Below are 26156 nucleotides of genomic sequence, written 5' to 3' on the forward strand. Positions count from 1 at the left end.
CGGCCGGGATGGTCTGGCGGCAGACGCCGTGGAAGCCATCGCAGCCGGCGACGAAGTCGCATTCCAGCCGCTGGCTGCCCTCGGCGGTCTCGAAGGTGACGAAGGGTGCATCGGTTTCGACGTCCTGCGGCTTGACGTTCTCCGCCTCGTGAACGACCGGGACGCCCGCCTCGTCCAGCGCGTCGTAGAGATCATGGGTCACTTCCGTCTGGCCGTAGACCATGACGGTCTTGCCGCTGGTGAGATCGCGCAGGTCGATATGGAGCTTTTCGCCGCGCCAGGCGATGTCGAAGCCATCGTGGACGAGGCCCTCGCGATCCATCCTCGTGCCGGCGCCGGCGACGCGCAACAAATCGGTCGTGCCCTGCTCCAGGACGCCGGCCCGGATCCGCGAGAGCACGTAGTCGCGGCTGCGGCGCTCGAGGACGACGCATTCGATGCCGGCGCGGTGGAGAATCAGCGCGAGCAGCAGGCCGGCCGGACCGCCGCCGATCACCGCAACGCGGGTGCGGGTCGGTGTCCGGCTGACGATCTCGGCTGTCGGGGATTGCACTGCCATTTTTCGTCTTCGTCCTTGCTGCCACGCGGCGGGTCCGACCGTCGTCACGGCAGCGGCCGAAAATGCCGCGCCGATCATCGCGCCGCCTCGACCGGGAAGGCGAGCCGCATGGCACAATGCGCAAAAGCGCCCGTCGACAGCCGTCTGCGGAGGACAGCATTGTCAGCGACCTGACCGGTCGTCAACGGCGGGATCGCGCTCGGAAGACGTGCGAACGGGCCGAAAAGGTTGCCCATCGGCCACGCCGCGCAGAGGAAGACGAGCAGCTTCCCGCGCAATAACTTGACTCTGATATTCATATTTCAATACGCAGACCCTTGGAGCCACTTCGGCAAGGGGAACAGGTCAATGCATTCGCTCAGGGGGAATGGCGGGCGCCGCCGTCTCGTCGTCATCACGCTTCTTGCCACCGGGACTGCCACATCCGTCGCCGCGCAAGACGTCGTCCGGCTCGATCCGGTGGTCGTGGAAGGCCAGACCGGCGCGGCGGACGGCACCGTGGTCGCGACGGACGGGGCAACGCAGAACGGCAACGCCGCCCTCTCTCAGGGCAATGGATATGTCCAGCCGTCCGCCTCGACCGCGACCAAGGGTTCCGCATCGCGGCTGACGACGCCGCAGCCGGTCTCGGTGATCGCATCCGACCAGCTTCAGGAACAGGGCGTGCGCACGGTCGACGAGGCGACGCGCTATTCCTCCGGCGTCCGCTCGCAGCAATACGGCGCCAACAACCGGCTCGACTGGTTTACCATCCGCGGCTTCTCGGCCGATCAGGACGGCCTCTTCCTCGACGGGCTGGCGCTGTTCTCCACCGCCTTCGCCAGCTGGCGCATCGATCCGGCGGTGCTCGACCGGGTGGAGGTGCTCAAAGGCCCGGCCTCGGTGCTCTATGGCGGAACCTCGCCCGGCGGCCTCGTCAACCTCGTCTCGAAGAAGCCCGTGGCCGAACGGCTGTTCGAGGCGACTGTCGGCATCAACGACGATGGCCAGGCCTATTCGGCTCTCGACATGGGCGGCAAGCTGAACGAGAGCGGCACGGTCCTCTATCGCTGGAACTCCGTGCTCGTCGGCGGCGACACCTATGCCGACTATGGCGACGAGTTCCGCGGCGTCGTCGCGCCGTCCTTCACCTGGGCGCCCGACGGCGACACCAGCCTGACCGTGCTCGGCTATTACAGATCCGAGGATTCGAACAATCTGCCGGGCTTCCTGCCCTATGAGGGCACGGTCGTGCCCGCCTCCTTCGGCAGGATCGACCGCGAGCTCTTCACCAGCGATCCCTCGGTCGACGAATACAGCCGCGAGCAGGCGACGGTCGGCTACGAGTTCGAGCATCGCTTCGACGACACCTTCACCATCCGCCAGAACCTTCGCTACGCCCACACCTCCTCGACCTATTCCTATGTCTATCCCTTCGGCTATGCGGACGACCTGTCGAGCCTGAACGGCCTGTCCGGCGGGACGAGCGAGGATCTCGCCCGGCTCAACTTCCGCACCGACCCGACGGCGGACACTTTCAACGCCGACACCCAGCTGGAATCGAAATTTTCGACCGGGGCGCTCGACCACACGCTCCTGACCGGCCTCGACTACCGCTACTACAGGATCGACGACGTCCAGGGGACGAGCACGCTCTATTCGCCGCTGAACGTGCGCAATCCGGTCTACGGCCTCAATATCGGACCGATCGACAACGTCTATATCGACGCGGTCGAGACGTTGAAGCAGACCGGCTTCTACGCACAGGATCGGATCACCCTGGACCGTCTGACCGTCACGCTGAACGGACGCTACGACCTCATCGAGACGGAACTCGACAACCATATCGGCGACGATGCCGACAGTTCGGACGGCTATTTCAGCGGCCGCGTCGGCGCCGCCTATGTCTTCGACAACGGGCTAGCGCCCTATGCCAGCTATTCCCGCTTCGTCACGCCGGTGCTCGGCGTCTCGGCCGACACCGGCAAGCCGTTCGAACAGGGAACCGGCGAACAGTACGAGGTGGGGGTCAAGTATCAGCCGACGGGCTTCGATTCCTTCGTCACGGTCTCGCTGTTCGACCTCACGCGCTCGAACGTCCTCACCTATGACGTCAGCGGCGGGCGCTCCTTCACCCAGGTCCAGGTCGGCGAGATCAATTCGCGCGGCATCGAGGTCGAGGGCACGCTGGCACTGGCGGAAGGTCTGAGCGCGATCGGCGCCTACACGAAATACGACATCGACGTCACCAAGACCTCCGACGTCAATCTCGGCCTCACCCCCGTTGCAACGCCCGAAGAGTTCGCCTCGCTCTGGCTCGACTACCGGTTTCCGGAGGCCAGCACCCTTAACGGGCTGAGAGTGGGCGGCGGCGTGCGCTGGACCGGGAAGTCTTATGCCGATCTCGCCAACACGCTCGAAGTGCCGGACTTCACCGTCTTCGACGCGGCGATCTCCTATGAGCGCGATCATTGGCGGGGGGCGCTGAACGTCTCCAACATCGCCGACAAGACCTATGTCGCCTCCTGCAACGGAGCCGATTCCTGCTTCTACGGCGATCCGCGCAAGATCACCGCCAGCCTCACCTATCGTTGGTAGGCCGGAGATGACCGGAACGCCGCCAACCGCCCTGGACCTGGAGTCGGGGTTCCGGTTCCGTGCCGAGCTGCAGGTCACGCTCCCCGGTGCGGACCGCCTGCTCGACGGTCTCGCCGAACATGCCGCGGACGAGGTGCCGCAACCCGTGGCACCCGGCACCGTGCTGCGGTTCCCCTATTACGGCGGGCTCGCGCGCCTCGCCTATGAGGGAGACCGGCTTCTCGCCGTGGCGTCGGCCGACGATCTCGGCGCGCTCGCGACGCTCCGGCACTTCGTCGCCCATGCCGTGCGATCCTTCGATGGATCGGCTGCGATCGGATGGACCGGCGACGGCTGCGACAGGCGCGATCTGCCGCAGCTTCGCGAAATGCGGGTGGTGGGGGTGAGCGACGTCACGCCGCGCATGCGCCGCGTGCGGCTCGCGGGCGCCGACCTCGAGCGCTTCGCGACCGGCGGGCTGCATGTGAGACTGCTGTTTCCACCAAAGGGCCGCCCGCCCGTCTGGCCGCAGGCGGACGGAACCGGCATCCCCCTCTGGCCGAGCGGCGCGGACCGGTTAACCGCCCGCACCTATACGATCCGCCGCTTCGCCATCGAGGCCGGGACGGTGGATATCGACATCGCGCTTCACGAGGGATCGAGCCCCGGCTCGGATTTCGCGCGCGAGGCCAGGCCGGGCGATCTGGTCGGCATGATAGGCCCGGGCGGCGGCGGCGCGGTTTCGGCCGAGCGGCTGCTTCTGGCCGGCGACGAAACGGCCCTTCCCGCGATCGCCCGCATGCTGGAGGTCCTTTCCGCCGACCAGCGGGGCCTCGCCCTGATCGAGGTCCACGACGATGCGGAGATCCAGCCTCTCGTCCATCCGCGCGGCCTCGATGTCGTCTGGCTGAGCCGCGGCGGCCGCCCGGCCGGCACGACCTCTCTTCTCGTCGATACCGTGACCAGGCTCGACTGGCCGGCAAAACCCGGCTGCTTCGTCTGGGCGGCGGCGGAATTCTCGGCGTTCAAGCGCCTGCGCACGCATTGCCGGAAGGTCTGGAGCCTCAACAGGACGAACCATATGGTGGCGGCCTATTGGCGCCGCGGGACCAGTGAAGACACGGCCGATTGAGCCGTCGACTGCGATCGCGCATGGATTTTCTACCGGTCCTCGGTTACGCTGATGTATCGGCAGCCCAATTGTGGGCGAAACGACCGAGATCCGAGGCACATCATGACTACGAAGTCTTTTCGCCGAACAACTTTCCTTTCAGTCATCGCCGCCGCCCTTCTCGCGCAGTCGCCGGCTTCCGCGTCCTATGTCTGCGGCCTCAATCCAAATGGCGACAACTACCTGTCGATGCGGTCGGGTCCGAGTTCGCGTTCGCGTGAACTCCTCCGCCTCGCCCCAGGCACCTATCTCGAGATCCAGGCTGCGCGCGGCTCCTGGTACAAGGTCGTCGCCAACGGCTCCTATGTCGGCTGGGTCTTCTCCCAATATGTCTGCGACTAGACGCCGGGGCGCTGGCGCCCCTCTCCCGGCAGCCACGCGGCGTCGTGCCCCCCTCTACGAGCCGGCCGTGACGAGCCGGTTCGGCGCGGCGCCGACATCAAACTCCTGTGCCCGCACCAGCCGCCGATAGATCCCGTCCCGGGCAAGAAGGGCGGCATGGCTCCCCTCCTCCGCGATGCGGCCGTCGACGACCACGACGATCCGGCTCGCATGGCGGATGGTCGACAGGCGATGCGCGATCACCAGCGTCGTGCGCCCCTTCGCGAGTTCCGCGAGCGCGGCCTGGATCGCCCGCTCGGTCTCGGTATCCAGCGCCGAGGTCGCCTCGTCGAGGATGAGGATCGCCGGATCCTTCAGGAACATGCGGGCGATCGACAAGCGCTGCTTCTGGCCGCCGGACAGCTTCAGCCCGCGTTCGCCGACGACCGTGTCCAACCCTTCGGGCAGCGCGGCCACGGTCTCGGCAAGATGCGCCCGCCGTAGCGCATCCCAGATCTCCTCGTCGCCGGCGGCGAGCCGGCCATAGGCGACGTTCTCGCGGATCGTGCCGCCGAACAGGAACACCTCCTGCTGGACGACGCCGATCTGACGGCGCAGCGAGGCGAGCGTCATCTGCCTGATGTCGATCCCGTCGATGCGGATCGACCCGGCTTCGATGTCATAGAAGCGCGGGACCAGCGAGCAGATGGTCGACTTGCCGGCCCCTGACGGACCGACGAAGGCGATCGTCTCGCCGGCCGTGATCTGAAGGTCGATGCCCTTAAGCACCGCGCGGCCTGGCGCATAGCCGAAACGCACACCCTCGAAGACGATGTCGCCGCGCAAGGATTCGACCGGCCGCGCTCCGGGAGCGTCGACGATGTCGGGCCGCGTGTCCACGAATTCGCAATAGCGGCGGAAGCCGGCGATCCCCTTCGGATAGCTTTCCAGCACCGCGGCGATCTTCTCGACCGGCCGGAAGAACACGCCGACAAGGAGCAGGAAGCCGATGAACCCGCCGTTCGACAGGCCGCCGGCGATGACGAAATAGGTGCCGGCGATCATCACGATCACCTGGGTCATACGCATGGAGAAATAGTTCAGCGACTGGCTGATCGCCATGATGCGGTAGGCGTCGAGCTTGCGGCGGCGGTAGCCGGCATTGTTCGTCGCGAAAAGCGCGCGCTCGTGATCTTCGTTGGCGAAGGCCTGGACGATGCGGATGCCGCCGACATTCTCCTCGATCCGGGCGTTGAAGTCGCCGACGCTCCGGTAGATCGCCCGCCAGGTCTCGGTCATGCGGGCGCCGTAGCGGATGGTGACGATGGTGCCCACCGGCACGACGACCGCGGTGATCAGCGCAAGTTCGACATGGACGAACAGCATCAGCACGAAGGCGCCGATGAAGGTCATCACCGCGATGAACAGATCCTCCGGCCCATGATGGGCGACCTCGCCGATCTCCTCGAGGTCCTTGGTCAGCCGGCCGACGAGATGGCCGGTCTTCTGGTTGTCGAAATAGCCGAAAGAGAGCTTCTGCAGGTGGTCGAAGGCGCGCCGGCGCATCTCGGTCTCGATGTTGATGCCGAGCATGTGGCCCCAATAGGTGACGACCGCCATCAGTCCGGTATTCAGCACGTAGATGACGAGGAGACCGGCCGCCGCGGCAACGATCAGGCTCCAATTGCCGCTCGGCAGGAGCCTGTCGACGAACACCTTGACCGCCATCGGGAAGGCGAGTTCGAGGAGGCCCGCGAGGATGGCGCAGCCGAAGTCGAGGAAGAACAGCCCGCGCCAAGGCGCGTAGTAGGAAAAGAAGCGGGCGAGCATCTGGGTCTCTCTCACGGAAGCGGCCGGCCGGACGAAACGGACCGGAAGGCGGCGGCAGAACCGGCCGTCGCCGCGAAACGGGAAGCGCGCCTTCCTACTCGCCCCAAACCATCCGTGTCGAGCAAGGCAGGCGCGAGGCGGGCGGCGCGGTCAGCCGTGGGGATAGGCGATCGGTGCACCGCCTTCGGGGTGGACGAGGACGCCCATCGCGATGCCGGTGATGCTCTCGAGAGTCTCGGGTGTCATGATGTCTCGAGGCTCTCCGCGCGCGACCAGCCGGCCGGCCCTCAGCGCGACGATCTCGTCGCAGAAGCGGGCCGCCATGTTGATCTCGTGCAGGACGACGATCACCGTCACGCCGCGCTCGCGGCTGAGCTTTCTGACCAGGGAGAGCACTTCGATCTGATGGGCGATGTCGAGCGCCGAGGTGGGCTCGTCGAGGAGAAGGCAGCCGGCGTTCTGGGCGATCAGCATGGCGAGCCAGACGCGCTGGCGTTCGCCGCCGGAGAGCGTGTCGACGAAGCGATCCGCATAGTGCGCGGTATCGGTCAGCGCCATCGCCTCCGCCACCTTCTCGCGGTCCGCATTCGTGAACCGGCCGAGCGCGCCGTGCCAGGGATAGCGCCCGAGCGCGACGAGTTCGCTCACCAGCATTCCCGGCGCGAGCGGCGTGTGCTGCGGCAGATAGGCGACCGCGCGCGCAAAGGCGCGATCGCCCCATGCGCCGAGGGGCCGCCCGTCGAAGTGGATCGCGCCGGCGGTCGGGGCCTCCTGGCGGGCGAGCAGCTTGACGAGCGTCGACTTGCCCGAGCCGTTATGGCCGACGAGACCGATCACGCCACCCTTCTTCAGGGAGAGATCGAGAGGACCGAGCAGCGAGCGCCCGCGAACGGCAAAGCCGAGGCCGTCGACGCAAAACGCGGCCCCGCTTGTCTCTTCGTCGGCTCGGGGAGGCGTGCCGTCGCGGCGGCCGGCTTCCACCTGTTCATATCCGAACGTATCGGCGAGCATCATATGCGTCCTTCTTTCGATATCGAGCCGCTGGATGCTCACCGGGCGACCTCTCGCCGTCCGATGAGCGCCATCAGCACCGGCGCCCCGACCAGCGCCGCCACGAGGCCTGTCGGCAGCTGGTAGGGAAAGGCGGCGACGCGCGCGATCCAGTCGGCGACCGCCATGACGGCGGCGCCGGCCATGACCGTGCCGGCGAGCTCCGGCAGCGGGCGGCGGATGCCGAGCGAGCGCACGATATGCGGCGCCATCAGTCCGACGAATGTCAGCGGGCCGAGCACCGGGGTCGCCGCCGCCGTCAGCGCGGCCGCGAGGAGCAGCAGCGCCAGCCGGGCGCGGCCGAGCGGCACGCCGAGCGACAGCGACTGGGGCGAACCGAGCGGCAGGATCGCCAGCCAGCGCGCCGTGAGTGCGCTTGCGGCGACGAGAAACGCGGCGGAGAGCGCGATCGGCAGGACGCGGTCGAGCGTCATGCCATGGGTTGAGCCGCCCATCCAGGCGACGAGGATGAAGCCGCGCGGATCGCCGCTCGCCGACAGGACGCCGATGACCGCGTCGAGCAGCGCGTTCAGCGCGACGCCTGCCAGAAGCACCGTCTCCGGCACGAAGCCCGAGCGGCGGGAGAGAAGGAGGATCGCGGCCAGCACCGCCATGCCGCCGCCGGTCGTCAGCACCGCCTCACCGATGATGCCGGTTCCGCCGAGGAGGAAGAGCGACAGGGCGAAGGCGAAGGCGGCGCCGGCGCTGACGCCCAGCACCTCCGGGCTCGCCATCTCGTTGCCGGTCAGCCGCTGCAGGATGAGGCCGGCGACGCCGAGCATCGCGCCGGCGAGACAGGCGGCGGCAAGCCGCGGCACCCGCCAGGGCAGGACATCCGACCATTCGGACGGCGGCAGGAGCTGCCAGCCGCCGGCGGCGTCGCGCCCGAAGAGGACGGCGGCGGCAAGAAGCACGACGATGCACAGGAGAAGCGCCGCGAGCACGCCTTTCGGCAGGCGGCGCGGCAGCGCCGGTGCTCTCGCCCCCAGCGCCGGCCGCGCGAAAGACTTCAGCCGCGGCAGGAGGACAAGCAGGAGCGGCGAGCCGAAGACGGCCGTGACCGCGCCGGTCGGCAGGAACTCCGCTGTCGCCCCGGCGGCGAGCTGTACGGCGGTGTCGGTCAAAGCGAGGAGCAGCGCTCCGATCACCGTGGAAAAGAGGAGCCGTTCGCCGAAGCGCCTGGCGCCGGCAAGGCGCGCCAGGAGCGGCGCGACCAGCCCGACGAAGCCGATCACCCCGACGGCGCTGGCGACGAAGGCCGCCAGGAGCACGGACAGCGCGACCGCCAGGAAGCGCAGCCGCCCGACCGACAGGCCCAGCGCCCGGCCGCTCTCGTCGCCGAGATCGATGAGCGACAGCGGTCGCACGAGAAGCGCCGCCGGCAGGACGAGAAGCGCGAGCCGAAGGGCAAGGTCGAGCGCCGGCTGCCAGCCCTGCTGGCTGAGCGAGCCGGCGCCCCAGATGAACAGGCTGACGAGATAGCGGTCGTTGAGGAGCACGAGGATCGCTGCGAGCGCCCCGCAATAGAGGCTGACCACCAGCCCGGCGAGCACCAGCGAGACGGCGGCGAAGTCCTTCCTGCGCACCAGGGCGAAGACGACCAGCGTGGAGACGCCGCTGCCGAGGAGCGCGACGACGTCGCGGCCGAAGCCGAACAGCGCCGGCGCGAACAGCGTCGCCAGCGCCAGCGCGAGGCGCGCGCCGGCGTCGATACCGAGCGTCGTCGGCGAGGCGAGCGGATTGCGCAGAACCTGCTGCAGGATCGCGCCGGAGGCTGCAAGCGCGCCGCCGCACAGGAGCGCCATGACGAAGCGCGGCAGCTGCGCATAGAGAAGTACCATCCGCTGGGCGTCGTAGCCGCCACCGGCCGAGGTCGAAGCGAACAACTCTCGGACGGGTCCGGCGAGCAGGCCCGCGGCCAGGAGGGCGACGAAGAGGGCCAGGCCGAGGCTCAGCATCACCGGGCCCTTCAATTTCAAGGCTCCGGTCACGTCGCGCGGCCCTCCAGCGCATCGACGACGAGCCGGGCGAAGCGCATCGCCGAAGGAATCGCGCCGAAGGTCAGGACGGGCGGCAGGACCGTCACCGCGCCGGCGCGCACGAAGGGCAGCCGGGTCCAGAGCGGGCTCTCGCGCAGCGTCGGCCAGACATGGGGCGGAACCGGATCGAAGGCGAGCAGCCGGAGATCATCGCGGGTCGCAAGATCCTCGATGCCGACGGTGGCGAAGCCCCAATAGTTCGCCTCGCCGCGCCAGGCATTCTCGAGGCCGATCCGGTCGAGCACGTTCTGGAAGAGGCCCGTGCCGCCATAGACGCGCACATGCCGCGGATCGAGGAAGTTGACGAGGAGGACCGGCGGCGGCGAGAGCGCGCGAACCCGGCGGGACACAACGTCGAAATGCCGGTCCGCCCGTGCGATCAGCGCATCCGCCGCCGGGCCGAGGGACAACCGGTCGCCGAGCGTGCGCGCCGCGGCGTAGGCCCGGTCGAGAGGCAGGGCGCCGGGCTCGTAGAGCGTCAGCCGGACGGTGTCGGCGATGCGCCTCAGCGCAGGCTCCTGCCGCCTGACGTAGTCCGTCGTCAGGATCAGGTCCGGCTCCAGCTTGGCGAGGAGTTCGAAATTGATCTCAAGACTGGAGCCGAGATCGACGACGCCCTCCGGCAACTTCGGCTCGACGACCCAGCGGCCCCAGTCGGCCGCCGAGGCCAGCGCGATGGGCGGGTGTCCGAGCGCGACCAGCGTCTCGGCGAGCGCGTAGTCGAGCGAGGCGATCCGCGGCCGCGCCTTCGCGCTTCCGATGCCGGGCAGGATTGGAAGCAGAGCGGCGCCGGCCAGCACCCCTCTTCTTGTGAAACGGCATGTCACTTTCGAATATTTCCAATCAGCAACGCGTCGAAGACCTGCGAAAGCCGGCGCATCGGCCGTGTCGATTCGGCAAAGAGCGCCACAAGGTCCTGTAATGCGGAGGACCAGTGCGGACCGTCGAGGCCGGCTTCTTGCAGGAGATCCCGCCGATTGCTCGAATTCGCCATCCTTCGACCGCCCCTCGAACCATCCTGTTATAAGTTGAGTTTGCTATTCATATTTTACTAGCTTCGGCCGTTGAGGAGGGCAAGGCCCTCGCCGGCAAGAAGGAAGCGGTCGTTTGAAGGGACGCTCGCCCGGGCGCCGCCGTTCGCTGTCAGAAAGCGAGCCACCGGGCTTTGGTTGACGCTGATGTCTTGCCGTCTACCTGACCATGCATTGATCCGATCGATGCCAGAATCGGATCGTGGCAGACGGCGGCTCATGTCGAGGATGGATCGAAGATCCGAAATCCGGGTCTGGCCTGTCGCGGAAGAAGTGGTCGACGCTCCTTCCGCCTCAAGATCCCTTGTCGTCTCGTTGTGCCTCGAAGGTGCCGGCCAGGCGGCCGGGATTGCCGGCCCCCACATCGTTCCGGTCAGCGGACGGAGAACCTCGGGCAGCGTGTCGGCGCTGCGGTGGTCGGTAGCGCCCTTCTCTCGGCGACGGATTCACGTCGATGACAAATGCGAGCCAGCTTCCTATTGCGGAGACCGGGCATGCCTCATTATTTTTTCGACATACAGGACGATCATCACTGTGCCTACGACGACATCGGTTTCGACTGTGACGATGTGGAAGCGGTTCGCTGTCACGCGCTTGCGGCCCTTCCGACCCTTGCCCGCGACGCGGGGCCTGACGGAGACCGGCAGGTGATCTCGGTGCTCGTTCGTGACGCCGAGGGCGGGCGGATATTGAAGGCGTCGCTGACGCTGACAGTCGAATGGGACGAGACCGCAGGCTCGCCGCCCGACGATCCTTCTTCGTAGCGGTCCGGCTCCGAAATCCGCGTTCCCACGGATTGCCACCCGATGCGAGTGTCGAAATCGATGATCCGGCAGCTACCTTATTCTTCTGCCAGCTTGTCCAATGCGGGCGTTCGATGCGGCGCTGACATCGGGCGCGATCTGGATCCTTCCTCTTGCGCGCGCACTGCCTGCCATGGCCGCCGGCCCAGCGGCACGGCAGGACCCAGCCCGAATCTCCGCGCAGCCGAGCGGGCCGACCCCGCTGCGGGTCTTGCCGCGCCCCTCAGCGACCTGTTTAGCCTTTATTTACCATAAACAAAGCGTTTCTTCGAAAGTGCCGAATGCTTGAGAGAAGCGGCATCGCGTTAACCATTTAGCAGAGCCCCCCGCGGCATTGTCCTGTCCATAGCAGGGTGGCACTGCAGTAAATCTCGAGCCACAGACATGACGTCGCACCTCTATCCCGGCAAAACCCGGAATGTCCCATCATTAGTTGTATAGTATCGGGACAAATATCATGAGCAGTCTGATGACGAATACTGCGGCGATGACGGCGCTGCAGACCCTCGCCCTGACCAACACCTCGCTGGAAGAGACGCAGAACGCGATCTCCACGGGCTACCGCGTCGCCGACGCCAAGGACAACGCCGCCTACTGGTCGATCTCGACCACCATGCGCTCCGACAACAAGGCCATGTCGGCGGTCAAGGACTCGCTCGGTATCGGTTCGGCGACGGTCGACACGGCCTATACCGGCCTCGACTCCGCCAAGGACGTTCTCAACGAGATCAAGGCCAAGCTGACCGCGGCGACCCAGGACGGCGTCGACCGCACCAAGATCCAGGACGAGATCAGCCAGCTGCAGGAACAGCTGAAGAGCATCGCCGATTCCGCCTCCTTCTCCGGTCAGAACTGGCTGTCGATCGACTCCAGCGCTTCCGGCTACAACGCCAGCAAGTCGATCGTCGCGAACTTCGCTCGTGACGCTTCCGGCGCCCTGTCGCTCGGCTCGATCACTGTCGACACCTCCAAGCTGACCCTCTACGACGCGAACTCCACCAGCGCCGGCATCTTGAACGGCGGCGTGGGCGGCAACACCAGCGCCAACGGCGTCACGGACGGGACCAATACGGCGGCCACTGCGACTGCGGCGACCGTGAGCATGGGCAGCTCCACCACCGGGCTCACGCTCGACGTCAACGACACGATCAGCTTCGACGTTGCCATCGGCACCGGCACCACCGCCAAGGTCGTGACCATCGATCAGGCGCTGGTTAACTCCACGCTCGGCGTCACCGACGGCAAGATCGCCGGCGCCACCGCCATGGCCTCGGTCATGAACGCGGCGCTGACTGCCGCTGGCGTTGCCGCCTCCGCCACCGCCTCGACGGCCGGCGCCCTGTCGCTGTCGACGACCGCGACCGGTACCGGCACCACCATCACGGTCTCCAACACCGATGCCGATGCCGGCACGGCGGTGTCCACGATCGACATCACCGGCGCCTCGATCACCGCAGCCGACATCAAGAAGTACATCGGGATCGTCGATGATGCGATCTCCAAGGTCACGGCGGGCGCTTCGACGCTTGGTGCGATCCAGAACCGCATCGACCTGCAGACGACCTTCGTGTCCGACTTGATGGACACGATCGACAAGGGTGTCGGCACGCTGGTCGATGCCGACATGACCGAGGAATCAACCCGGCTGAAGGCGCTCCAGACCCAGCAGCAGCTCGGCGTTCAGGCGCTCTCGATCGCCAACTCCTCCTCGCAGACCCTGCTCTCGCTCTTCAAGTAAGAAGCCTGAAACCTCTGCGACCGAACCGGGCCGGCGCGAAAGCGCCGGCCCGGCTTTCATTCGTTCTCAGGCCGGAGAACGGTTCGGAAACGCCGAAACGTCGCGGCGCGCCGCCCCACGCGTCGGCCGGGAATCGTGGCCGGTCGCCACGGTCGATTTCACGTGATTCTCCGGACCGCTCATGTCAATCTGTGATGCAGGCACGATGCCGGCTTGCCGCCATCGTGACGCCGGACATCCGGCATTCGTCCATCCGCCACCTGCAACAGGATGCAACAATTGATCAAAACGTTCCTGGCCGGACTGCTGGCCGCTTCTCTTCTCTCGGTCAGCGCTGCCTCGGCTGCCGAAGATTTCAAGCCCGCGATCCTCTACGATCTCGGGGGCAAGTTCGACAAATCCTTCAACGAGGGCGCGTATAACGGCGCCGAGAAGTTCAAGAAGGAGACCGGCACCGACTATCGCGAATTCGAAATCGTCAACGACGCCCAGCGCGAGCAGGCCCTGCGCCGCTTCGCCCGCGATGGCGCCAGCCCGATCATCTCGGTCGGGTTCAGTCAGGCCGCAGCGCTCGAAAAGGTGGCGGGGGAGTATCCCGACATTGACTTCGTCATCATCGACGCCGTCGTGGACCAGCCGAACGTCCAGTCCGTCCTCTTCAAGGAGGAGGAAGGCTCCTACCTCGTCGGCATCCTGGCGGCGATGAAGTCCGAGTCCGGAAAGGTCGGCTTCGTCGGCGGCATGGACATCCCGCTGATCTCGAAATTCGCCTGCGGCTACAAGGGCGGCGTCAAGTCCGTCTCCAAGGACGACACCGTCCTCGAGAACATGACCGGCACGACCGGAGCGGCCTGGAACGATCCGGTGCGCGGCGGCGAGCTCGCCAAGTCCCAGATCGACCAGGGCGCCGACGTCATCTTCCACGCGGCCGGCGGAACCGGCCTCGGCGTGCTCCAGGCGGCAGCCGACGAAGGCAAATACGGCATCGGCGTCGATTCCAACCAGAATTCCTTGTTCCCTGGCCACGTGCTGACCTCGATGGTCAAGCGCGTCGACAATGCCGTCTACCAGATCTTCACCGACGCCAAGGCCGGCAAGTTCGAGCCCGGCAAGAAGGTGCTCGGCCTCGCCGAGGACGGCGTCGGCTATACGGTGGACGAGTACAACAAGGATCTGATCACGCCCGAGATGAAGGCTGCCGCCGAGAAGGCCAAGCAGGACATCATCGACGGCAAAATCGAGGTCCACGACTACTCGACCGATTCGAACTGCCCCTATTGATCGGTCAACTCTGAAAGACGCTTAAGGCGCTGCCGAAAGGCGGCGCCTTTTTCACGCGGCGGGTGCGCTCGCCGTCCCATCGGCGTCGCCGTCCCGGCCCGCTCCCCGGCTCACGCCGCGCAGATGCGATTGCGGCCCGCCTGCTTGGCCTGGTAGAGATTAATGTCGGCTCGCTTGAAAAGCGTCGCCGCAACGTCGCCTGATTGCGAGACGGACAGTCCCATCGACGCCGTCACCCGCAGGCTGGCCGACCCGACCTTGATGTCGAGAGACGCGATCGCCTCGCGCAAGCTGTTCGCAAACCGCCTGAGCTCCATCATCTCCATGTTGGGCGCGAGAATAGCGAATTCCTCGCCTCCGAGACGCGCGGCCACGTCGTTGAACCGGGCGAATTCGAAGAGGCAAGCCGCCAGGGCACGCAGGACCTCGTCGCCCACGTCGTGACCATAGGTGTCGTTGATCGCCTTGAAGCGATCGAGATCGATCACGACGAGGCCGAGCGGCCGCCCCACTCGCGTAAACTCCTCGATATACTGCTCCATCGCCTGGTCGAAGAAGCGGCGATTGTGCATGCCGGTAAGCGAATCGGTGACGGCGGCCTGCTCGAGGTCCTGCGATCGCTTGCGCAGGAGACCGGCCAGCGACTGCAGCTTGTTCTGTTCCCGCGTCTGGTGGCGCATGGCCGGCAGGATCCACCCGATCCCGAGGATCATCGCCGCCGCGAGACAGGCCATCCCCAGTTCGAAGAGCAGATAGCGTCCCGGTCCGATCGAAACGCCGCGCAGTTCCGCCAGCAATGGCTGCGGGTGGCCCTGCAAATGGTCCGCCGTGAACGACGCGGCGGCGGCCGCCACCGCTGCCAGCAGCAGGATGACCGGCAGTTCTGCCCTGCCTAGTTTCATCGAATGAAGCGGTCCCGGTTTCGGAGACCCGAGGATTATTCGATACTGTCTACCGCAGACTTAACGGAAAGGCAGCAAACCTTCCAGATTCGTGCGGTCGGCTGACGGCAGGCGCAGCCAGCCGGTTCCGAACTGGTGGCGGAACCAAGTCTCCTGCCGCTTCGCATATTGCCGGGTGCGGGTGACGGTGCGCTCGCGGGCTGCGTCCAGCGACATCTGCCCGTCCAGAACCGCGCCGAGTTCGGCGACGCCGATCGCCTTGGCCGCCGTCCCCGGCACCTCGCCATAGCGATCACGAAACGCCGCCACCTCCTCCAGAGCCCCGGATTGCAACATGATATCGAAGCGCTGTGCGATCCGCTCGCGAAGGATGTCGCGCGGCGGCGTGATCACGATCTTCAGACATCTGTCGGCGTCGAGCAGGACCTCCCCCTCGCCCGACTGCAGCTCGGACAATGGCACGCCGGCAATTTCCATGACTTCCAGCGCCCGCACGATGCGTTGTCCGTCGGCTGGCGCGATCCGGGCTGCCGCGACCGGATCGCGAGCCATCAAGAGCGCGTGAAGCGCTGCGGCTCCCTCCTCCTGCAGGCGTCGTCGCCAAGTCTGCCTTATGTCATCCGGCACGGACGGCATGCTATCGAGGAGACCGAAGAGCGCCTTGAAGTAGAGCCCGGTCCCGCCGCAGAATATCGGCACCCGACCAGATTGCAAAGCGTGCAAAATTATACTTCTGCAGTCGCGGACGAACGCTGCAGCCGAATAGGGTGTGCCAGGCTCGACATGACCGTAGAGGCAATGCGGCGCGCGGGCCAGATTGTCCGGACCGGGCCGGGCGGTGACGATGCGCAGGCCGGCATAGACCTGCATGGAATCGGCGTTGACGACGACGCCGTCCAGGCGTTCGGCGAGTTCCAGGGCGAGCTGCGACTTGCCGCTGGCGGTCGGCCCCGCTATCAGGATCGCCTGTCTGTCCGCGAGCATCGGCCCGTCTTCCCATGCATGTCGCAACATTGATCGCCGCCCAAAGCGGAGAAGGCCTTCCCACACCGGCCGTCGAGGAGATCGCCGCCGTGCTCGGCCTCGATCCGAGCTCCTCTGACTGGCTCGCACCTGGTCAGGCAGCGGATCTGATGGTCGAGACCGAGCCAAGCCCGGACCAGCGGCGACGCATCGCCGAAATCGCGAGCACCGGCGCCTTCGACTGCGTCGTGCAGGAGGCGACCGGTCGGCGCAAGAAGTTTCTGATCGCCGACATGGATTCGACCATGATCGGCCAGGAATGCATCGACGAACTGGCTGCCGAGATCGGCATCAAGGACCATATCGCGGCGATCACGGCGCGGGCGATGAATGGCGAGATCGCTTTCGAGCCCGCGCTGCGCGAGCGCGTGGCGCTGCTGAAGGGTCTGGCCCAAGAGATCGTGGACAAGGTGATCGCCGAGCGGATCACCCTTGCGCCGGGCGGCGCCACGCTCATTCGCACCATGCGCGCCGAGGGTGGCCACACCGCGCTCGTCTCCGGCGGCTTCACCGTCTTCACGAGCCGCATCGCGGACATGCTCGGCTTCCACGAGAACCGCGCCAATGTGCTTCTCGTCGAAGACGGAAAGCTGACGGGGCGCGTTGCCGAGCCGATTCTCGGGGCGGAAGCCAAGGTCACCGCCCTGAACGAGATCGCGGAACGGCTGGGCCTCGCCCCCCGCGAGGCCATCGCCGTCGGTGACGGGGCCAACGACCTCGGCATGATCGGACAAGCCGGGACGGGTGTCGCCCTTCATGCCAAGCCAGCCGTGGCTGCCAAGGCGCCGCACCGCGTCGACCACGGCGACCTCACCGCCCTCCTCTACATCCAGGGTTACCGGCAGGCGGACTTTCGGGCATGATCTTCGCCGAGACTGCGCGAACCCGTCTGCGCATCTGGCAGGACGGGGATCGCGAGGTCTTCCACCGGCTGAACAGCGATCCCGACGTGATGCACTTCTTCCCGTTCCGGCGGGACCGGGCAGCATCCGACGCGATCATGGATCGGTTCAACGAACGCTTCGCCCGCGACGGGCTCACCTTCTTTGCCATGGAAGACAAGGAGTCGGGCCGCGTGACCGGCATGGTGGGCGCCGCGGTGACCGAGCCGAACATGCCCCGCGCACCGGGGATCGAGATCGGTTGGCGGCTCCTGCCGGAAGTCTGGGGACGAGGCTTTGCGGGCGAAGCGGCGCAAGCCTGTCTCTTGCGCCTCTTTGCCCCACCTTTTTCTGCAGACGAGGTCGTCAGCTTCTGCGTGACGACGAATGGCCGATCCGAAGCCGTGATGCGCCGCCTGGGAATGCAGCACGCCGGAGAATTCGACCATCCCAATGTCGACCCGGCCATGCATCCGGACCTGGTGCGCCACCATCTTTACCGGCTCGCTCAAAGTGACTGGGCGGCACGGCCAGGCTGAGGTCCACTCTCGGGACGCTGCCGGGCCTCAACGAGGCGAGGACGGCCGTGCGAGCGTCCCCGAACCGGATGCGATCGCGGCCGCCAGCGAACGCCGTGTTCGCCGGGACGGCTTACTCGATCGGCACGACGACGAAGCGCAGATCACCATTTGAGGCGGCGAGCAGGAGAAGCGCGTTGCGGCGCCCCTCGCTCCTGAGCTTATCGATCTTCTCCGCCACCTCGGCGGCGCTGGAGACCTTTTCCTGGGCGACCTCCTTGATCGTCGAACCGGCTTCGATGCCCTTCTCGGCGGCGCTGGAACTGGGCGCGACGGAGGTGACGACCACGCCCGTGGTGTCCTTGGACAGGCTGAACTGCTTGCGCAGCGTGTCGTCGATATCGGCGAGCTTCATGCCGAGGGTCTCGACCGATGTGGCCGAGGGCGCCGACGGCGTCGCGTCCGGCTGCCGGTCGTTCTCGGCCATGATCTTCTCGCCATCCTCGAGACGGCCAAGGGTCACTTCGACGGTCATCGGCTTGGCCGGCTCACTGGTGCTCTCCTTCCGCAGGATGTCGACCTTGGCGGTCTTGCCCACCGGCGTCTCGGCCACGATGCGCGGCAGGTCGCGCGAGCCCTCGACGGCCTGACCGTCGAAGCCGACGATCACGTCACCGACCTTGAGCGTGCCGTTGTCCGAGGGACCCCCGGGAACGATCCCCATGACGACGGCACCGCGCGTCGTGTCCAGCCCGAGCCCGTCGGCGATGTCGTCGGTCACCGCCTCCAGGCGGATGCCCAGCCAGCCACGTCGGGTCTCGCCATATTTGCGCAGCTGGTCGATGACGTTGACCGCGAGCTTGGAGGGGATCGAGAAGCCGATGCCGATCGAGCCGCCGGTCGGAGAGATGATCGCCGTGTTGATGCCGACCACATTGCCGTTCATGTCGAAGAGCGGGCCGCCGGAATTGCCGCGATTGATGGCGGCGTCGGTCTGGATGAAGTTGTCGTAGGGGCCGGCATTGATGTTGCGGCCGCGCGCCGAGACGATGCCGATCGATACCGAGCCCCCGAGCCCGAACGGGTTGCCGATCGCCATCACCCAGTCGCCGATCCGGATATGATCGGAATCGCCGAAATCGACCGCCTTCAGCGGCTTCGGCGGCTCGACCTTGAGGACGGCGATGTCGGTCTTGGAATCCTTGCCGACGAGCTTGGCGTCGAGCTGGCTCCCATCGGCGAAATTGACGGTGATCGTATCGGCGTCCGCGATCACGTGATTGTTGGTGACAATGATGCCGGAAGGATCGATGACGAATCCGGAGCCCAGCGACTGGACGCGCTGGTCGCCGCTGCCCTTGTCGCCGTTGAGAAGATCGTCGAAGAAATCCTGAAGCGGCGAGCCTTCCGGCGCCTGAAGCGGCGGGATGCCGCGCCCGGGCGTGTCGATCGACTGCGCCGTCGAGACGTTGACGACGGCGTCGAGGAGCCCTTCCGCGAGGTCGGAAACCGCTTTTGGGCCATGCGAGAAGGCGGAGTTTGCCGGCTCCTCGACCAGCTTCGTGCTTTGCTCCGAAGCGGCATCGTCATCTGCGGGTGGAACGGGCAGCGCAGGCACGGCCTGTTCGGCGGCGTCGTCCGGCGTCGCGGGAGCCGGTTGCGGTGTCGCTTGATCGTCGTCCGGCTGGTCTGGGATCGTCTGCGTCGGCGCGGGCTGATCGCTAGGCGCCTGCGCGAACGCGGCACCGGACGTCGAGGCCGTGAGGGCCAGAGCCAGTGCGGTGAGGATCGATCGGAGCGGCGTCGGGATCATCGCAAATCCTACTCGTGAAATCGATGGCGGGGCCGGGACGGCCGACGGATCGCCTCGCCGTGACTCGGCGTTTGCGCGAGCGGAGCCGAGAATTCTGGCCGAATCAAGTGCTTTGTCGCGGGTTCCGGCAACCGTGATCGCGCAACTGCCCTGCCCTTCGGCCGGCAGGGCCCGGGACTATCGCCGGACCAGCCAGACGACGCATACGCCGAGACAAACGGCGACCAGGCCGCCGATTCGCATATTGGACTCCGGCAATTGGACGGCGCGTTTTGCCATCCGCCTGACCGCTTCGGGGAACAGGCAATAGAAAATGCCCTCGATCACCAGAAGGAGACCGAGGGCATCGAGGAAGTCCTTCACTGAACCGCGACCGCCGAACCGGTGCCGGTCGATGCGGCCTCACCGCTTCCGCCGGCGGCCGGCGCGCTGCCGGAAGTCGCCGCATCGGCAGTGCCGGCATTGCCGCCGCCAGAAGGCGCCGTGCCGGGTGAAGCGGACGCAGCGTCCGGGCTGCTTGCAGGCGGCGTGCCTGCAGCCTCGCCCGTGGCCGAGCCGGCCGCTTCGGCCGAGCTGCTCGTCGCGGGGCCTGAGCCCTCGCCCTCGGGGGCTGCCTGAGCCTCAGGCCGCGGCGTCCCGGAAGTCTCCGGGGCCGCGGTGCCCGGCACGTCGGCACTGCCGGACTGCGAGGGTGAGGCGAGACCCGGGATCCGGTTCTGGTCGGAGTTGAAGTAACGGAAGAACTCCGTGTTCGGCGAGAGCACCATGGTCGTGCCGGAATTTTCGAGCGCCTGCCTGTAGGCCTGCATCGACCGGTAGAAGTCGAAGAATTCCGGATCCTTGCTGTAGGCGTCGGCGAAGATGTTGCTGCGTTCGGCTTCGCCCTGACCCTTGAGTATCTCCGCTTCGCGCTGCGCCTTGGCGACGGTCTCGACGACCTCGCGGTCGGCGCCGGCTCGGATCTGGCGAGCCGCGACCTGACCGCGTGCGCGAAGCCGCTCGGCCTCCGCCAGGCGCTCTGCCTGCATGCGCTCATAGGTCTGCTGCGAGACTTCCTGCGTGAGATCCGTGCGGCGGATCCTGACATCGTCGATGTCGAGCCCGAGTTGCGCCGCATCCGGCCGGATCTCGTCGCGGACCTGCCGCATCATCTCACCGCGCTCGTTGGACAACGCAGCCTCGAAGCCGCGCAGGCCGTAGACCCGGCGAAGCGCCGCATCGAGACGGGTGCGAAGACGCTGCTCGGCCTGCGGGATGGAGCCCGAGACCGTCTGCCGGAACCTGGCCGCATCGGAGATGTTGTAGACCATGAACGCGTCGACTTCGTAGAATTTGCCACCGGAGACCTGGACGCGGATGTTGTCGAGATCGAAACGCAACAGCCGGTCGGGCAGCTTCTGGACGCTGTCCGCCCCCGCGAAGGAGAAGGGCAGCTTGAAGTAGAGCCCGGGCTCGCTGACCACGCGTCGGATCTCGCCGAAGCGCAGGATCAGGGCCTGTTCCTTCTCGTTGACGATGAAGATAGCGTTCCAGAGCAGCAGGAGGCCCGCCGCGCCGGCGATCAGGAAAGCGTAGATACGGCCGTTCATTGGTTGGTCCTCCCCTGCGAGCCGGCCGGGGTATTGGTGCCCGAGCCGGTCCTGGCCGCTCGCTCCTGCAACTGATCGAGCGGCAGATACGGGACGACGCCTGCTGCGCCGCCGACGCCCTGTTCGACGATCACCTTGGCGGAATCCTTCAGGACGCCCTCCATGGTTTCCAGGAACAGCCGCTTGCGGGTGACGTCCGGGGCCCGCTCATAGGCGTCGCGCACCGAGGTGAAGCGCTGCGCCTCACCTTCCGCTTCCTGCACCACGCGGCTCTTGTAGGCGGCAGCGTCCTCCCGGACCTGAGCCGCCTGGCCCCGCGCCTGGCCCACCTTCTGGTTCCGGTACCGGTTGGCTTCCTCGACGAAGCGGTCCTCGTCCTGCTCGGCGCGCTGGACCTCGTCGAAGGCGTCAGCGACCTGGCTCGGCGGTGCCGCGTCCTCGATCGAGATGGCATTGACGCGCAGACCCGCCTGATACTCGTTCATGGTGTCCTGGGTAATCTGGCGGACTTCCTCGGCGATGCCGGCACGGTCGTCGCGGAAGACGTCCTGGACCGGCCGCCGGCCGACGACCTCGCGCATGGCGCTCTCGGCCACCTGCTTCAGCATGCCGACCGGGTCTTCCACGTCGAACAGATAGTTCGCCGGTTCGTCGACCTGATAGAGCACGGCGAACTGGACGTTGACGATGTTCTGGTCGCCCGACAGCATCAGCCCGGAATTGTCGCCGCGCTGGCCATCGCCAAGCGTCATCTGGCTTTCGACCACAGGCACCGTGTCGACTGTCTCGACCGGCCATAACATGAAGTGCAGGCCAGGCTGGGAGAGTTCGGTCTTCGGCTTGCCGAACACCATTTCGACGCCGACCTCATCGGGCTGGACGGTGTAGACCGCCTTGAACAGCCAGAGCACGACGAGCGCCGCGACGATCAGCAGAGCCCAGCCGATGCCGCCGCCCGTGCCGGACCCGCCCGGCATGGCGCGCCGGAGGCGGTCCTGGCCGCGGCGCAGAATATCTTCGAGATCGGGCGATCCGCCACCGCCGCCGCCTCCGCCGGGGCGCGGACCTTGCGGTCGCTGCCCCCAGGGGCCGCCGTTGCCACCGCCTTTCCAGCCGCCGCTACCGGTCTGATTGCTCCAGGGCATTGATGTCCTTCCAGATGCGAGGGAGAGCGGGGAGCGCCTTCATCATGATGCCCCCGAAACGTGCCTCAGCCCTTATAGGAACTGCGAAATCCGCTTTCAACGCGAGTGCGACGGAATCGCCTTGCACGGTGGCGCGAATGGTGAACGAGACGCCGACCTCCGAGAGGAACCGTCACGCGAAGAGATCGAGCTGGCGCGCCTCGAATTCGACGATCTGAGCGTCTGTCTTCGCCGCCTCGCGGGGGGACGCCGGTTCGTCGAAGAGATCGAGCTGTTCCTCGCCCGCCCGCCCGGCCTCATCGGGATCTTCGAATGGAGCGACAAACGCCCGCAGATGCGGATACTGCCGGACAAATTCATCCTCCATCTGCGTGCGCAGCCGCTGCACGCGGCGAATGTAGCAGTGGACCTCGAAGGGGAAGTCGTCACGCTCGGAGGCGGGATAGGATCGCTGGCCCGGCGCGCGCCACCAGGCATCGTCCGAAAAATCGACGTCGTAACGCGCGTCTCCGGACAATTCGCCGGCATCGACCTCGGTCAGGAACACTTTGTTGATCAGTGAACCGAACACTTTGTAGATCGTGTCGCCCCCGATGACGAAGAACTCGCGTCTGGCGTTGATAATGCTGAAGGCGTCGGCGATGAGCAGCGCCGTCGACGGCGTGTCCGCCCATTTCAGCGTCTCGGTCGAGGCGAGCGGGCGATGCGACAGGACGATGTTGAGCCGATTCGGCAGCGGCCGGCCGATCGATTCGTAGGTGCGCCGCCCCATGATGACGGCATGGCCGGTCGTGCGCTCGCGGAACAGGCGCAGGTCGCTGCCCAGATGCCAGGGCAGGCTGTTCTCGCTGCCGATGACGTGGCCGATGCGGCTGCGCGCGACAAGCGCGGTTGCGGACGGAAGCCGGACGCGATTTCTGACGGCCAAGGACGACGAACCTTCTTTCGGACGGCCGGTGTTCGCAAGTTTTGCCGAAAGAGACAAGGACGCCGGCGGGAGGCGGCGCGTCGTCCACAGGCCGAAGACCGCCGCTTCGGCTGCCATCGTCCCGTCCGCTCTCGGGCGCTCGCCGGGACGGCCCGAGAAGGCGCAGACGCTGCGCCGGCCCCTCCCCCGCTACACGGCCACCTTCGCCTTGATATGCTCGTGTGACTGGTAGCCCCCGACTGCGATATCCTCGAAGCGGAATGTGAAGAGGTCGTCGATCTCCGGATTCAGCCGCAGCGTCGGCAGCGGCAACGGCGCGCGCGTCAGCTGCAGTCGCGCCTGGTCGAAATGGTCGGCGTAAAGATGTGCGTCCCCGAGAGTGTGCACGAAGTCGCCGGGCTCCAATCCCGTCACCTGCGCGACCATCGCCGTCAGCAGCGCGTATGAGGCGATATTGAACGGAACGCCGAGAAAGATGTCGGCCGAGCGCTGATAGAGCTGGCAGGAGAGCCGCCCCTCCGCCACGTAGAACTGGAAGAGGCAGTGGCAGGGCGGCAGCGCCATCTCGTCGACCAGCGCCGGATTCCAGGCCGAGACGATTAGTCGTCGTGAGTTCGGGTTCGTCCGAATCGCCTCGACCACACCGGCGATCTGGTCGACATGGCCGCCGCGATAGTCCGGCCAGGAGCGCCACTGCGCCCCGTAGACCGGTCCGAGATCGCCGTTCTCGTCCGCCCATTCGTCCCAGATCCGGACCCCGTTCTCGTGCAGATAGGCGATGTTGGTGTCGCCCTTCAGGAACCAGAGGAGCTCGTGGACGATCGAGCGGATGTGCAGCTTCTTCGTGGTGACGAGCGGAAACCCGTCCCGAAGGTCGAAGCGCATCTGGTGGCCGAAAACCGAGCGGGTGCCGGTCCCGGTGCGGTCGGGACGGTCGATGCCGCTGTCCAGCAAATGGCGCAGGAGATCGAGATATTGACGCAATGGATCCTCTCGCATGCATGGCCGCGCGCCCTCCGCGACCGCCCCTTATCGGTGCCGGCCGGGCGCTGCCGTGGCAAATCTCGGGCCTGGGGCTCAGAGATCGGCGAGCTTTCCGAGGCTGCTGGCCGACAGGTAATAGACCACCAGCCGATTCTTCATGCGCTCGTTCTTCATCGTCTCGAGCGCGCCGTCCACCGCCCTCTTAGCCTCGTCGAGCGGAACGGAACACGCCTTGGCGACCCAGGCGGCGGCGCGCTCGACCTCCTTGGGATCGCTCGCGGCGACCGAAGCGGTATCCCGCTTGTTCAGGACGAGCGCGAGGCGCCTTTCAAGCCGCTTGACGCGTTCCTCGTCGGCGTTCGGATCGTATTCCTTCACCTTCGCGACGTAGTCCATGAAACGCTCCATGTCCGGAATCGGAGCGAGTGTGGCCGATTTCCTCCGCTTTCGGAAGCGACATCTCTTTTCACCGGCGAGTGAGCCCCTTATATTCGCCTTGCCGGTCATTCGGCCGGCTATGGCGATAAACGTTCGATGGAATAAGCCTTTCGGACCCGGGGGCGGTACCCGGCGCCTCCACCAGATCCCATTCGTGGATGGGATCTGGCGGGGGCGAAATAGGATCGACGAGGGTGTAAAGATCGAATTTTCGCTCGGCATGGTTCCGCCGTTATCGGGCCGTATCAATAGTTGCCAACGACAACTATGCGGAAGCTCGTCTCGCTGCGTAAGCAGCGCGAACGCTTCAATTCAAGTCCTGAGGGTTCGCACTCTTAGGCGGGGCTCGGAGGCGCCTGGCAACAGAAGCCTCCACTTTTTTGAGATACGCCCCTCGCGTATCGCCGGAGGAAGGCAGTTCAGGACACCGCAATGGGCCAGGATCTTATCCGTTACGATGTTCTCGCGCAGGATGCGCTCCGCGGCGTGATCCGCAAGGTCCTCGGCGAGGTGGTCAAGACCGGCCTTCCGGGGGAACATCACTTCTTCATCACCTTTCTCACCTCGGCACCGGGCGTGCGGATTTCCTCGCGGCTGCGCGAGAAATATCCGGAGCTGATGACGATCGTCATCCAGCACCAGTACTGGGACCTGCAGGTGAACGAGACCGCCTTCGAGGTCGGCCTGTCCTTCTCGGACATTCCTGAGCGGCTTCTGGTTCCGTTCAGCGCGATCCGCGGCTTCTACGACCCGGCGGTGAATTTCGAGCTCGAATTCGACGTCCAGAGCGCGGAAGCTGCGAATACGCAGGGCGAGGCCGTCGAGCCGATCCCGCTGGAACCCGTCGCGCCGCAGCCGGTCGCACCGCTCGGCAAGCCTGCCAAGCTGCCGGCGAGGCAAAAGGCGGAAGCCGGCTCGGAGGAAGAAAAGTCCCCTGCCGAGGACGGCGACGACAAGGCCGCGGAGAAGAAGGACGCGCAGGTCGTTTCGCTCGACGCATTTCGCAAGAAGACCTGAGGTCTCCATTGGCCGAGATCGTCAATCTGCGCCGGGCCCGCAAGCGCCGCGAGCGCGATGCGGCAGACAAGACCGCTGCCGATAACCGGGTTCGCTTCGGCACGCCGAAAGCGGCCCGGACATTCGCGGAGTTGGAACGGCAACGCAGCGAGCGCGCCCTCGACGGTCTGAAGCGCAATCACCGCATCGTCGCGGCGGCGGCAGACGCAGACGCGCCGGGCGGCGGGTCCGACGAGGCGTGAGCGTCGTCAAGCGATCCGTCGCGATCGCAGGGCACTCCACATCCATCAGCATCGAAGACCGGTTCTGGGACCGCCTCCGCGTAATCGCGGCGGAGCGTGACATGCCGGTCGCCCGCCTCGTTGCCGAGATCGACGCCGGTCGCGAAGCGGAGGCCAATCTGTCCTCGGCCATTCGCCTGTTCGTCCTCGACGACGCCCTGTCGCGAATCGAGGAACAACAACGCGGCTGATCAAGAGGCCGATGGCGCTGGCGGGCCGACCCTTTCGGCACGACTATCGTCCCAAGACCGATGGCCG

General features: G+C 66.3%; 25 protein-coding genes and 1 other RNA gene. 12 read left to right on the forward strand and 14 right to left on the reverse strand.

The window, feature by feature from the left end:
* A partial coding sequence (locus LH400_RS00265) for an FAD-dependent monooxygenase (protein ID WP_229150647.1) occupies positions 1 to 559 on the reverse strand: 559 nt, incomplete at its 3' end.
* 348 nt (positions 560 to 907) lie between these two features.
* Here LH400_RS00265 and LH400_RS00270 point away from each other — a divergent pair.
* From LH400_RS00270 to LH400_RS00280, 3 genes are all read left to right on the forward strand, one after another.
* Positions 908 to 3136, forward strand: coding sequence for a TonB-dependent siderophore receptor (locus LH400_RS00270; RefSeq protein ID WP_229150648.1), 2229 nt, complete (start codon positions 908 to 910; stop codon positions 3134 to 3136).
* A gap of 7 nt (positions 3137 to 3143) precedes the next feature.
* The gene (locus LH400_RS00275; protein WP_229150649.1) at positions 3144 to 4247 is read left to right on the forward strand and encodes a siderophore-interacting protein; all 1104 of its coding nucleotides are present in this window, start codon (positions 3144 to 3146) and stop codon (positions 4245 to 4247) included.
* Positions 4248 to 4349: 102 nt separating this feature from the next.
* Entirely contained in the window at positions 4350 to 4628 is a 279-nt protein-coding gene (locus tag LH400_RS00280) for an SH3 domain-containing protein (RefSeq protein ID WP_229150650.1), read from the forward strand.
* Between the two features lie 54 nt (positions 4629 to 4682).
* On the opposite strand, the gene LH400_RS00285 is transcribed toward LH400_RS00280, so the two are convergent.
* From LH400_RS00285 to LH400_RS00300, 4 genes are all read right to left on the reverse strand, one after another.
* Positions 4683 to 6437 carry an ABC transporter ATP-binding protein gene (locus LH400_RS00285; RefSeq protein WP_229150651.1) on the reverse strand — a complete coding sequence of 585 codons (1755 nt, stop codon included), beginning with the start codon at positions 6435 to 6437 and terminating at the stop codon, positions 4683 to 4685.
* 150 nt (positions 6438 to 6587) lie between these two features.
* The gene (locus LH400_RS00290; protein ID WP_229150652.1) at positions 6588 to 7448 is read right to left on the reverse strand and encodes an ATP-binding cassette domain-containing protein; all 861 of its coding nucleotides are present in this window, start codon (positions 7446 to 7448) and stop codon (positions 6588 to 6590) included.
* 38 nt (positions 7449 to 7486) lie between these two features.
* Positions 7487 to 9445: a Fe(3+)-hydroxamate ABC transporter permease FhuB gene (fhuB, locus tag LH400_RS00295; protein WP_255616774.1), complete on the reverse strand. Its 1959-nt coding sequence runs from the start codon at positions 9443 to 9445 to the stop codon at positions 7487 to 7489.
* Between the two features lie 29 nt (positions 9446 to 9474).
* Complete coding sequence (locus LH400_RS00300; protein ID WP_229150654.1) at positions 9475 to 10326, reverse strand: ABC transporter substrate-binding protein; 852 nt, start codon at positions 10324 to 10326, stop codon at positions 9475 to 9477.
* Positions 10327 to 11051: 725 nt separating this feature from the next.
* Here LH400_RS00300 and LH400_RS00305 point away from each other — a divergent pair.
* The 3 genes from LH400_RS00305 (at position 11052) to LH400_RS00315 (ending at position 14379) form a co-directional block, all read left to right on the forward strand.
* On the forward strand, positions 11052 to 11321 hold the full coding sequence (locus LH400_RS00305; RefSeq protein WP_229150655.1) for a DUF6894 family protein: 270 nt from the start codon (positions 11052 to 11054) through the stop codon (positions 11319 to 11321).
* A 496-nt stretch (positions 11322 to 11817) separates the two neighbouring features.
* The gene (locus tag LH400_RS00310) at positions 11818 to 13098 is read left to right on the forward strand and encodes a flagellin N-terminal helical domain-containing protein (RefSeq protein WP_229150656.1); all 1281 of its coding nucleotides are present in this window, start codon (positions 11818 to 11820) and stop codon (positions 13096 to 13098) included.
* A gap of 270 nt (positions 13099 to 13368) precedes the next feature.
* Positions 13369 to 14379 (forward strand): BMP family lipoprotein, encoded by a 1011-nt coding sequence (locus tag LH400_RS00315; protein WP_370638295.1) that lies wholly within the window; start codon positions 13369 to 13371, stop codon positions 14377 to 14379.
* Between the two features lie 110 nt (positions 14380 to 14489).
* Here LH400_RS00315 and LH400_RS00320 read toward each other — a convergent pair whose 3' ends face one another.
* Together LH400_RS00320 and miaA are read right to left on the reverse strand one after the other, a co-directional pair.
* Complete coding sequence (locus LH400_RS00320; protein WP_229150657.1) at positions 14490 to 15281, reverse strand: GGDEF domain-containing protein; 792 nt, start codon at positions 15279 to 15281, stop codon at positions 14490 to 14492.
* A 60-nt stretch (positions 15282 to 15341) separates the two neighbouring features.
* Positions 15342 to 16265, reverse strand: coding sequence for a tRNA (adenosine(37)-N6)-dimethylallyltransferase MiaA (gene miaA, locus LH400_RS00325; protein WP_229150658.1), 924 nt, complete (start codon positions 16263 to 16265; stop codon positions 15342 to 15344).
* A gap of 14 nt (positions 16266 to 16279) precedes the next feature.
* Here miaA and serB point away from each other — a divergent pair, with 14 nt between their 5' ends.
* Both serB and LH400_RS00335 read left to right on the forward strand, forming a co-directional pair.
* The gene (gene serB / locus LH400_RS00330; protein ID WP_229150659.1) at positions 16280 to 17167 is read left to right on the forward strand and encodes a phosphoserine phosphatase SerB; all 888 of its coding nucleotides are present in this window, start codon (positions 16280 to 16282) and stop codon (positions 17165 to 17167) included.
* A complete protein-coding gene (locus LH400_RS00335) occupies positions 17164 to 17724 on the forward strand; it encodes a GNAT family N-acetyltransferase (RefSeq protein WP_229150660.1) in 561 nt (186 codons plus the stop codon). The genes serB and LH400_RS00335 overlap by 4 nt, the downstream gene beginning before the upstream one ends.
* Before the next feature lie 112 nt (positions 17725 to 17836).
* Here the strand turns inward: LH400_RS00335 and LH400_RS00340 are convergent, their stop codons facing one another.
* The 7 genes from LH400_RS00340 to LH400_RS00370 form a co-directional block, all read right to left on the reverse strand.
* Positions 17837 to 19516 carry a Do family serine endopeptidase gene (locus LH400_RS00340; protein WP_229150661.1) on the reverse strand — a complete coding sequence of 560 codons (1680 nt, stop codon included), beginning with the start codon at positions 19514 to 19516 and terminating at the stop codon, positions 17837 to 17839.
* A 177-nt stretch (positions 19517 to 19693) separates the two neighbouring features.
* Complete coding sequence (locus LH400_RS00345; protein ID WP_229150662.1) at positions 19694 to 19879, reverse strand: DUF2065 domain-containing protein; 186 nt, start codon at positions 19877 to 19879, stop codon at positions 19694 to 19696.
* Positions 19876 to 21105 carry an SPFH domain-containing protein gene (hflC, locus tag LH400_RS00350; protein ID WP_370638296.1) on the reverse strand — a complete coding sequence of 410 codons (1230 nt, stop codon included), beginning with the start codon at positions 21103 to 21105 and terminating at the stop codon, positions 19876 to 19878. The genes LH400_RS00345 and hflC overlap by 4 nt, the downstream gene beginning before the upstream one ends.
* Positions 21102 to 22250 carry an FtsH protease activity modulator HflK gene (gene hflK, locus LH400_RS00355; RefSeq protein ID WP_229150663.1) on the reverse strand — a complete coding sequence of 383 codons (1149 nt, stop codon included), beginning with the start codon at positions 22248 to 22250 and terminating at the stop codon, positions 21102 to 21104. The genes hflC and hflK overlap by 4 nt, the downstream gene beginning before the upstream one ends.
* A gap of 172 nt (positions 22251 to 22422) precedes the next feature.
* A complete protein-coding gene (locus LH400_RS00360) occupies positions 22423 to 23178 on the reverse strand; it encodes a dihydrofolate reductase (protein WP_229150664.1) in 756 nt (251 codons plus the stop codon).
* Positions 23179 to 23367: 189 nt separating this feature from the next.
* On the reverse strand, positions 23368 to 24162 hold the full coding sequence (locus LH400_RS00365) for a thymidylate synthase (protein ID WP_229150665.1): 795 nt from the start codon (positions 24160 to 24162) through the stop codon (positions 23368 to 23370).
* A gap of 93 nt (positions 24163 to 24255) precedes the next feature.
* Entirely contained in the window at positions 24256 to 24558 is a 303-nt protein-coding gene (locus LH400_RS00370) for a DUF2853 family protein (RefSeq protein ID WP_229150666.1), read from the reverse strand.
* A gap of 63 nt (positions 24559 to 24621) precedes the next feature.
* On the opposite strand from LH400_RS00370, the gene ssrA reads away from it, so the two are divergent.
* The 4 genes from ssrA (at position 24622) to LH400_RS00390 (ending at position 26089) form a co-directional block, all read left to right on the forward strand.
* Positions 24622 to 24977: a transfer-messenger RNA gene (gene ssrA / locus LH400_RS00375) on the forward strand.
* A 55-nt stretch (positions 24978 to 25032) separates the two neighbouring features.
* The gene (locus LH400_RS00380; protein WP_229150667.1) at positions 25033 to 25617 is read left to right on the forward strand and encodes an SspB family protein; all 585 of its coding nucleotides are present in this window, start codon (positions 25033 to 25035) and stop codon (positions 25615 to 25617) included.
* Between the two features lie 8 nt (positions 25618 to 25625).
* Positions 25626 to 25859: a DUF4169 family protein gene (locus tag LH400_RS00385; RefSeq protein ID WP_229150668.1), complete on the forward strand. Its 234-nt coding sequence runs from the start codon at positions 25626 to 25628 to the stop codon at positions 25857 to 25859.
* Positions 25856 to 26089, forward strand: a complete 234-nt coding sequence (locus tag LH400_RS00390) for a ribbon-helix-helix domain-containing protein (protein WP_229150669.1) — start codon at positions 25856 to 25858, stop codon at positions 26087 to 26089. The genes LH400_RS00385 and LH400_RS00390 overlap by 4 nt, the downstream gene beginning before the upstream one ends.
* Positions 26090 to 26156 lie beyond the last annotated feature (67 nt).

The organism is Jiella soli, assembly GCF_020615385.1.
GTDB lineage: Bacteria > Pseudomonadota > Alphaproteobacteria > Rhizobiales > Rhizobiaceae > VKMB-3413.

Coding starts and splice junctions, on each gene's coding strand:
- LH400_RS00270 (WP_229150648.1), top strand. CDS start 908: ATGCATTCGCTCAGGGGGAATGGCGGGCGCCGCCGTCTCGTCGTCATC.
- LH400_RS00275 (WP_229150649.1), top strand. CDS start 3,144: ATGACCGGAACGCCGCCAACCGCCCTGGACCTGGAGTCGGGGTTCCGG.
- LH400_RS00280 (WP_229150650.1), top strand. CDS start 4,350: ATGACTACGAAGTCTTTTCGCCGAACAACTTTCCTTTCAGTCATCGCC.
- LH400_RS00285 (WP_229150651.1), bottom strand. CDS start 6,437: ATGCTCGCCCGCTTCTTTTCCTACTACGCGCCTTGGCGCGGGCTGTTC.
- LH400_RS00290 (WP_229150652.1), bottom strand. CDS start 7,448: ATGCTCGCCGATACGTTCGGATATGAACAGGTGGAAGCCGGCCGCCGC.
- fhuB (WP_255616774.1), bottom strand. CDS start 9,445: ATGCTGAGCCTCGGCCTGGCCCTCTTCGTCGCCCTCCTGGCCGCGGGC.
- LH400_RS00305 (WP_229150655.1), top strand. CDS start 11,052: ATGCCTCATTATTTTTTCGACATACAGGACGATCATCACTGTGCCTAC.
- LH400_RS00310 (WP_229150656.1), top strand. CDS start 11,818: ATGAGCAGTCTGATGACGAATACTGCGGCGATGACGGCGCTGCAGACC.
- LH400_RS00315 (WP_370638295.1), top strand. CDS start 13,369: ATGCAACAATTGATCAAAACGTTCCTGGCCGGACTGCTGGCCGCTTCT.
- LH400_RS00320 (WP_229150657.1), bottom strand. CDS start 15,281: ATGAAACTAGGCAGGGCAGAACTGCCGGTCATCCTGCTGCTGGCAGCG.
- miaA (WP_229150658.1), bottom strand. CDS start 16,265: ATGCTCGCGGACAGACAGGCGATCCTGATAGCGGGGCCGACCGCCAGC.
- serB (WP_229150659.1), top strand. CDS start 16,280: ATGCATGTCGCAACATTGATCGCCGCCCAAAGCGGAGAAGGCCTTCCC.
- LH400_RS00335 (WP_229150660.1), top strand. CDS start 17,164: ATGATCTTCGCCGAGACTGCGCGAACCCGTCTGCGCATCTGGCAGGAC.
- LH400_RS00340 (WP_229150661.1), bottom strand. CDS start 19,516: ATGATCCCGACGCCGCTCCGATCGATCCTCACCGCACTGGCTCTGGCC.
- hflC (WP_370638296.1), bottom strand. CDS start 21,105: ATGAACGGCCGTATCTACGCTTTCCTGATCGCCGGCGCGGCGGGCCTC.
- hflK (WP_229150663.1), bottom strand. CDS start 22,250: ATGCCCTGGAGCAATCAGACCGGTAGCGGCGGCTGGAAAGGCGGTGGC.
- LH400_RS00370 (WP_229150666.1), bottom strand. CDS start 24,558: ATGGACTACGTCGCGAAGGTGAAGGAATACGATCCGAACGCCGACGAG.
- LH400_RS00380 (WP_229150667.1), top strand. CDS start 25,033: ATGGGCCAGGATCTTATCCGTTACGATGTTCTCGCGCAGGATGCGCTC.